General features: G+C 73.3%; 6 protein-coding genes. 5 read left to right on the forward strand and 1 reads right to left on the reverse strand.

Translation table 11 applies throughout. The features are described from left to right. The first annotated feature begins 210 nt into the window (after window positions 1–210). The 4 genes from AB0J10_RS31495 (at window position 211) to AB0J10_RS31510 (ending at window position 5884) form a co-directional block, all read left to right on the forward strand. On the forward strand, window positions 211–1227 hold the full coding sequence (locus AB0J10_RS31495; protein WP_363066477.1) for a DUF6777 domain-containing protein: 1017 nt from the start codon (window positions 211–213) through the stop codon (window positions 1225–1227). Between the two features lie 55 nt (window positions 1228–1282). Beyond that, window positions 1283–3355: a SpoIIE family protein phosphatase gene (locus AB0J10_RS31500; RefSeq protein WP_363066479.1), complete on the forward strand. Its 2073-nt coding sequence runs from the start codon at window positions 1283–1285 to the stop codon at window positions 3353–3355. 110 nt (window positions 3356–3465) lie between these two features. Beyond that, window positions 3466–4863 (forward strand): wax ester/triacylglycerol synthase family O-acyltransferase, encoded by a 1398-nt coding sequence (locus AB0J10_RS31505; protein WP_363066481.1) that lies wholly within the window; start codon window positions 3466–3468, stop codon window positions 4861–4863. A 157-nt stretch (window positions 4864–5020) separates the two neighbouring features. Next, complete coding sequence (locus AB0J10_RS31510; RefSeq protein WP_363066483.1) at window positions 5021–5884, forward strand: DNA-formamidopyrimidine glycosylase family protein; 864 nt, start codon at window positions 5021–5023, stop codon at window positions 5882–5884. Window positions 5885–5908: 24 nt separating this feature from the next. Here AB0J10_RS31510 and AB0J10_RS31515 read toward each other — a convergent pair whose 3' ends face one another. Further along, window positions 5909–6589 (reverse strand): zf-HC2 domain-containing protein, encoded by a 681-nt coding sequence (locus AB0J10_RS31515; protein ID WP_363066485.1) that lies wholly within the window; start codon window positions 6587–6589, stop codon window positions 5909–5911. 182 nt (window positions 6590–6771) lie between these two features. On the opposite strand from AB0J10_RS31515, the gene AB0J10_RS31520 reads away from it, so the two are divergent. Continuing rightward, window positions 6772–7056 carry a zf-HC2 domain-containing protein gene (locus tag AB0J10_RS31520; RefSeq protein ID WP_363066487.1) on the forward strand — a complete coding sequence of 95 codons (285 nt, stop codon included), beginning with the start codon at window positions 6772–6774 and terminating at the stop codon, window positions 7054–7056. The last annotated feature ends 134 nt before the right edge of the window (window positions 7057–7190 follow it).

Raw genomic sequence — 7190 nt, forward strand, 5'->3', positions numbered from 1 at the left:
GCCGGCCTGTCGGCCGCACTGCTGGTCACTGGCTGCAGCAGTCTCACGGATCAGGGGCAGTCGGGCTCGACCCCCTCGCAGGAGGTCCGTCTGCAGCCGGCCGCGGAGCCCGGTCCCGATCCGTTCACGCCCTCCACGGCCACCGTGACGGCGGTGTCCCGCCAGCTGCCGGCGCCTCGGGTCTCCCACTCCGCGCGGAAGGACGCCGACGTGCGATCCATCCGCACGGTGCTGGGCTCCACGCCCGGACTGTACGGCGGCACCCGGTCCGTCGCGAGCTGTGACGTGGAGCAGCAGATCCGGTTCCTGGTCGGCGACCAGGGCAAGGCCCAGGCGTTCGCCGAAGGCGTCGGCGTCGGCCAGGAGGACATGCCGGGGTTCCTGCGGGGTCTCACCCCCGTGGTGCTGCGGGCCGACGCGCGGGTCACCGACCACGGCTACCGCGACGGTGTCGCCCAGCGCCGGCAGGCCGTGCTCCAGGCCGGGACCGCCGTGCTCGTCGACGAGCACGGCTCACCGAGGGTCCGCTGCGGCTCCGGGAGCCCCCTCGCCTCGCCCGTGGTGACGGCCGGGGCCGTGAACGAACAGGGCAAACCCTGGCAGGGGTACGACAGTGACCGCGTGGTCGTGATCACCCGAGCCGCCCATGTGATCGACAGCCTGGTGCTCGTCGACCTCGCCACCAACACCTGGATGGAGCGCAGGAGCGGCTCCGACGGCGAGGCGGACCAGAACCCGCAGGTGCCGCCCGCCCATGACCCCGGTCTCCATGTCGCCGACGCACCCCAGGGGCCCCAGCCGGCGGGCCCCGGCTCGCCGAGCGAACCGCCGCCGCCCAGCCCCGACGCCTCCGGTCCGCCCCCGGCGTCCCCGAGCGCGGTCCGCCCCGGTGTCCCGAGCTCGCCGACCCGTGGCCCCGACGGTCCGCCGCCCATCCTCCCGGACGCGCCGCTGCCCGACGGGGCGGGCCAGGGCACCGGCGGCTCCGGCGGGTTCGACCAGGGGGGTGCGGGTCTGAGTGACAGCGACATCCTGATCTCGCCCGACTCCGGCGGCGGCCAGGGCTCGGGTGCCGTCGGCGGAGTGGACCAGGGCTCGGGTGCCGTCGGCGGAGCGGGCGAGCCCCAGAGCGGGCCAGGCGTCATCCTTCCGGACGCGCCGCTCCCCGGCGGTGCCGGGACCGGTTCCGGCCTGCCCGCCCCCGGCGGCGGGAGCGTCCAGGGTTGAGGCCGCAGCACCCCACTCGCTCGATAAATCGGACAAATGATGGCAGAGTGTCACCATGGTTGATCGGGCAGCGGGGGCCCTGTCGCTTCCCGACGACTGGCCCGCCAACCCGGATCTGAGCCTGGCCCTCAACCGCATGGGCAGCTTCGACTGGGACCTCGACAGCGGGCTGATGCACCTGGATCAGCCCGCTCTCGACGTGTTCGACACGCCCGCCGACCAGTACGACGGCCGTCCCGAGACCCTGGCCGGGCGATTCCCGCGCGGCGAGGCGGCCCGGTTGGACGAGCTGGTCTCGCAGGCGCTGAAGAACGGCAGCTCCCGTTACGGTGCGTACTTCCGCATCCGCTGCCGCAACGGCGCCCTGCGCTGGACGCACACCCAGGGATCGGTGCTCCGCGACGCCGAGGGGCGCCCCCACCGGATCATCGGCATCGTCCGCGACGCCACCCAGGAGCTCGCCGAATCGTCCGCCCGACTCGAGCTCGACGCGGAACGCCGACGCCAGACCAGCGTCGTGGAGAGCACCACGGCCGCCCTCGCCCACGCCAGGACCGTCAAGGACGTCATCGACGTGCTCAAGGACTCGCACGGGCTGGAACACCTCGGCGCCACCAGCCTGGTGATGGGGCTGCTGGAGTCCGGGCGGATCCACCTCGTCGCGGAGGGGCCGGAGGGCTCCTTCGTCCCGGGCACCCGATTCACCAGGGTCGACGAGCAGTACCCGATGAGCGAGGTCATCCGCACGCTGGTGCCCCGGTTCATCGAGTCCAAGGAGGACTTCGCCGGCTCGTACCCGCGGCTCTGGCCGCACATCAGCGGACTCGGCATCACTTCCGCGGCCTACATGCCGCTGATCGCCCAGGCCAGGCCGATCGGCGCGCTCGGCCTGCTGTACCGGGAGAAGACCGGTTTCACCACCGAGGAGCGCAATCTGCTCGTGGCGCTGAGCAGCAGCATCGCGCAGAGCCTGCAGCGGGCCATGCTCTTCGAGCAGGAGCACGACCTGGCCGAGGGGCTCCAGCAGGCGATGCTGCCCCGCCGCATCCCCTCCGTGCCCGGGGCCCGGATCGCGGTGCGCTACCGCTCGGCCCGCCTCGGCCGCGACATCGGCGGCGACTGGTACGACGTCATCCCCCTGCCCGGCGGCCGGGTCGGTGCGATCATCGGCGATGTCCAGGGGCACGACACCCACGCCGCTGCGGTCATGGGCCAACTGCGCATCGTGCTGCGCGCGTACGCGGCCGAGGGGCACACTCCCGCGACCGTGATGGCCCGCGCCTCGGTCTTCCTCCACGAGCTCGACACCGACCGCTTCGCCACCTGCATCTACGCGGAGGCCGACCTCACCACGGGCGTCGTGCAGATGGTCCGCGCCGGTCATGTCGACCCGCTGCTCCTCGACTCCGACGGGGAGGGGCGCCGTATCCCGGTGGAGGGCGGACTGCCACTGGGCCTGTCCGCCGAGTTCGGCCGGCTCGAGTACCCCGTCGCCACCGTGGAACTCGACCCCGGGCAGACCTTGTTGCTCTACACGGACGGGCTCGTCGAACAGCCAGGAGCCGACCTCGACGACGGGATGAGACGGCTCACGACCGCGATCCGTGGCGGCTCCAAGAACCTCCAGCTGCTCGCGGACCAGCTCTGCGAGGAGGTCGACGAGCGGGGCGGCGACGACGACGTCGCGCTGCTGCTGCTCCAGCGCCGGGGTGCGCAGGCCCCGCACACCGGCGGGCGGCTCCAGCAGCACGTCGCCCAGAACGACCCCGAGGCGCTCAGCTCCGCCCGGCACATGATCCGCGCCGCCGTACGGGCCTGGGGTGCGGCGGACCGCTCGGACGAGATCGAGCTGGCGGCCGACGAACTGATCACCAACGCCCTGATGCACACCGACGGCGGGGCGATCGTGACCGTGCGCGTGCTCACGGGTCCCGAGCCGCGGCTGCGGGCCGAGGTCGAGGACACCTCCAGCGCCCTGCCCCGGCGCCGGGAGGCGGGGGACGCCGGGGTCTCAGGCCGGGGTCTGATGCTGGTGGACCGGCTGGCGGACGTCTGGGGCGTGGAGTCGCGCGGCACCGGCAAATGCGTGTGGTGCGAGTTCGCCGTCCACGTCCGTGCGGCAACCTGAAGACTACCCGACGGTAACCCTATGTAACCTGATTGCCCTTGACCGTAACCGACCGCAGGCGATTGACTGCTGATTCCTGTGTTCCGGCCTCCTAGGACATGAGGACACCCTTGAGCACCGAGCTGCTGGCACCCCTGGATCTGGCCTTCTGGCACCTCGAGTCCGCCGACCACCCGATGCACCTCGGCGCGCTCGCCCACTTCACCCCGCCCGCGTCCGGGGACGCCGGCACGACCACGACCGGCAGCGAGGAGATCCTCGCGCTGCTCGCCGCCCGCGCCTCCGCGATCCCCCGCCTGCGCATGCGTGTCACCGATGTGCTGCTGCCCGTGGGCGGCGCCGCCTGGACGGCCGACAAGGACTTCGACGTACGGCGTCATCTGCGTCAGGTCCGGCTGCCGGCGGGCGACTTCGCGGCGGCCGCGGCCACGCTCGCCGGGGAGCTGATGGAACGTCCGCTCGAACGGGGGCTGCCACCCTGGGAGATGTACCTGCTCACCGGAGGCCCGGGGGATCCCTTCGCCGTCCTGGTCAAACTGCACCACGCCCTCGCCGACGGGATGCGGGCCGTCGCCATCGGGGCGGGCATCTTCGACGAGATCGCCGGGCCGCTCGCCGCGCGTGCCCGCAGGCACGGTCGCAGGACCGGCCGGAGCCCGGCCGCGGTACCGCCCCGATCCTGGCTGCCCGGTCCCTGGCAGGTCGCCGGGATGGCACGCGGGCGCATCGAGGAGCTGGGCCGGGCCTTCGGTGTCGGAGCCTCCCTCGTGGGCGCCTCGCTGGCCCGGGCCGGCCGGCTCGACCCCCGCGGCGCCGCGGCGCTCAGCGCCAGCTCCAGCGGCACCCGCAGGCTCGCCACATCCGTCCTCGACCTCGACGAGGTACACGAGGTCCGCAGGGTCGCCGGCGGCACCGCCAACGACGTTCTGCTCGCCGCCGTCGCAGGGGCTCTGCGCCGCTGGATGACCGAGCGGGGCGACGCCCTGCCGCCCACCGACCCCAGAGCCCTCGTCCCGGTGTCCAGGCGCCGTCCCGGCGGGCCCCCGGGTTCCGGAAACAAGCTGTCCGCGTACCTGCTCGACCTACCCGTCACCGAGCCCGACCCCTGGGCCCGGCTCTACGCGGTCCGCGACGGCATGGACCGCAACAAGGCGGCGGGGCCGCTGCGCGGCGCCGGAGCCGTGGCCGTGCTCGCCGACCAACTCCCGCCGCTCGCCCACCGGTTCGGAGCGCCCATCGCCGGCAACGCCGCCCGGATGCTGTTCGACCTGCTCGCGACCAGCGTGCCGCTGCCCCGCTCCGCCCTGTCGCTCGGCGGCTGCCCGCTGCGTGAGATCTACCCGATGGCCCCGCTCGCCCGCGGCCAGTCCCTCGCCGTGGCGATGACCACGTACGGCGGCCGAGTGCACTTCGGTCTGGTCGCCGACGGGAAGGCCCTGCCCGACGTGGACCGCCTCGCCCGCGCGGTCGAGGAGGAAATGGCCGCGCTGCTGGAGCTGGTCCGCTGAGGGCTTGCAGGGACGCAGCACCTTCGTTCCCCGCAGGCCCTGAGGGCGAGCGCCGGACGTCCCCGGCCGGACGGGACTCTCGAAACCCGCCCCGGGGACCGGACCCGGTGCCCGGGGCGGGACTGCGCGAGCGGGCCCGGTACGGCACGCTGGAGCCATGCCGGAACTGCCCGAGGTCGAAGCGCTCAGGAGCTTCCTCGGCGAGAACCTGCTCGGCAAGGAGATCGCCAGGATGATGCCCGTGGCGATCAGCGTGCTGAAGACGTACGACCCGCCGCTCGCCGCCCTCGACGGCAGCGAGGTCACCTCAGTGCGGCGGCACGGCAAGTTCCTGGACATCGGCACCGGCGGCGGACTGCATCTCGTCCTCCACCTCGCCCGGGCCGGCTGGCTGCAGTGGAGGGACGTCCTCCCGTCGGGCATGCCGCGCCCGGGCAGGGGCCCGCTGGCCCTGCGCGTCGCGCTCACCGGCGGGGACGGATTCGACCTGACCGAGGCGGGCACGACCAAACGGCTCGCCGTCCATCTCGTGCACGACCCGGCCGAGGTGCCCGGCGTCGCCCGGCTCGGACCGGACCCGCTCGCGGACGACTTCGACCGCGACGCGTTCGCCGCGCTCCTCGCCGGGGAGCGCCGGCAGATCAAGGGAGCGCTGCGCGACCAGAGCCTCATCGCCGGAATCGGCAACGCGTACAGCGACGAGATCCTGCACGCCGCGAGGATGTCGCCGTACAAGCTCACCTCGGGACTCGGCGAGGACGAGATCACCGATCTGTACGAGGCGACGCGCACGACGCTCAGGGACGCCGTCGAGCGTTCGAGAGGTCTGGCCGCCGGCCGGCTGAAGGCCGAGAAGAAGAGTGGTCTGAGAGTGCACGGCCGCACCGGCGAGCCGTGTCCCGTGTGCGGCGACACCATCCGCGAGGTGTCCTTCCACGACTCGTCGCTGCAGTACTGCCCCACATGCCAGACGGGCGGCAAGCCACTCGCGGACCGCAGGCTGTCGCGGCTGCTCAAATGACGGCCGCGGGCCGCGAGCCGGGGGTCAGCGGTCCAGGGACACCAGGTGCTCGCCGCTGTCCGTGCGGACCTCGAAATGGCCGATCTCGTCGCGCTGCAGCGCCGTCCCCGCCTCCATGTCCATCTCCTCCTCCGCCCCCGGGGCCCCCGTCCCGTAACCGGCGGCGGGCACCGACCAGCTGGTGACGGCGTACTCCCTGCCGTCCTTGGCGACCGCGACCAGCCGACAGTTCCGCGGACCGGGCAGCTTCGCCATGCGCAGGGCCACTGCCGTGCCCCAGCCCTTGGAGCGCAGGTCCACCGCGCCGTAGACGCCGGTGGCGCCGTCGGTGGCCGTGATCCGCTCGTCGGGGCCGCCCGTGACCGGGCCGTCCGGCCCGCGCGACAGACTCACCACCGCCGCGGGCAGCGCCACCACCAGCGCGGCGGCGGCCGCCACCAGCCGCAGCCGGCGGCGCGAACCGCGCCGCCGCCGGACCGCGACCTCGTGGAGCAGACGATCCAGCAGCCGCGGCCCCGGCGGTTCGTCGGCCCGGCCGGGACCGGCGAGATCGCCCAGCGCCGACGCGATCGGGGCGAAGTCGGAGAGCCGCAGGGCGCAGAGACCGCAGTCCGCCAGGTGCTCCTCGAAGCGAAAGGCGTCCGCGGGGTCGAGTACACCGAGCGCGTAGGCGGCCACATCCCGGTGCTGCTCCCGCAGATTCATGGACCAATCCTTCGGCTCGTCGGCTACGAACGGCCCATACGAGGTGTATGCACCGTGGGTGTCGCCCTGGAATACGCAGCGGAGCAGTGCCGTGCTCAGCGGCGGAAGGGGAAAGTGCGACCAGGACGTGCAGTGGTGCGACCGTGGCGCCGAGTTGTGGGGAGGACCGGCAGAATGGGTGGGTGAACGGTGGAGATTCGGGCGTCCGTACGGCCGGACGGCCTCTGGGCAGTCCTCATGTGGAGCCGCTGCTCGGCGCGTACGTCCTCGGTGTGCTCGTCCCCCACGAGGAGGCCCGGGTGGCGGGACACCTCACCCACTGCCTCCGGTGCCGCGCCACGTACCTCGGCATGGCCGACGCCCAGGCCCTGCGTGCGGCGTGTGCGGAGGACGGCGCCTTCGGCACCGGGGCCGGCGGGAGCGACGGAGCCGCCGGGTCCGGCGGGCACGTCCGGTGGACGAGGTGACCGGCACGCCCGTGGTCGCGCGCGGCACCAGGAGCGGCACTAGGTGTTCTGTCCGGGGAGGTTGTGGACGGGTGATCCAGATCTCGGCTGAGGGATCTTGAACGGGTGAGGGCCTTCCGGGTTCGGTGTGGATT

It is taken from the genome of Streptomyces sp. NPDC049887 (genome assembly GCF_040656535.1).
Taxonomy (GTDB): Bacteria; Actinomycetota; Actinomycetes; order Streptomycetales; family Streptomycetaceae; genus Streptomyces.

Coding starts and splice junctions, on each gene's coding strand:
- AB0J10_RS31515 (WP_363066485.1), bottom strand. CDS start 6,589: ATGAATCTGCGGGAGCAGCACCGGGATGTGGCCGCCTACGCGCTCGGT.
- AB0J10_RS31510 (WP_363066483.1), top strand. CDS start 5,021: ATGCCGGAACTGCCCGAGGTCGAAGCGCTCAGGAGCTTCCTCGGCGAG.
- AB0J10_RS31500 (WP_363066479.1), top strand. CDS start 1,283: ATGGTTGATCGGGCAGCGGGGGCCCTGTCGCTTCCCGACGACTGGCCC.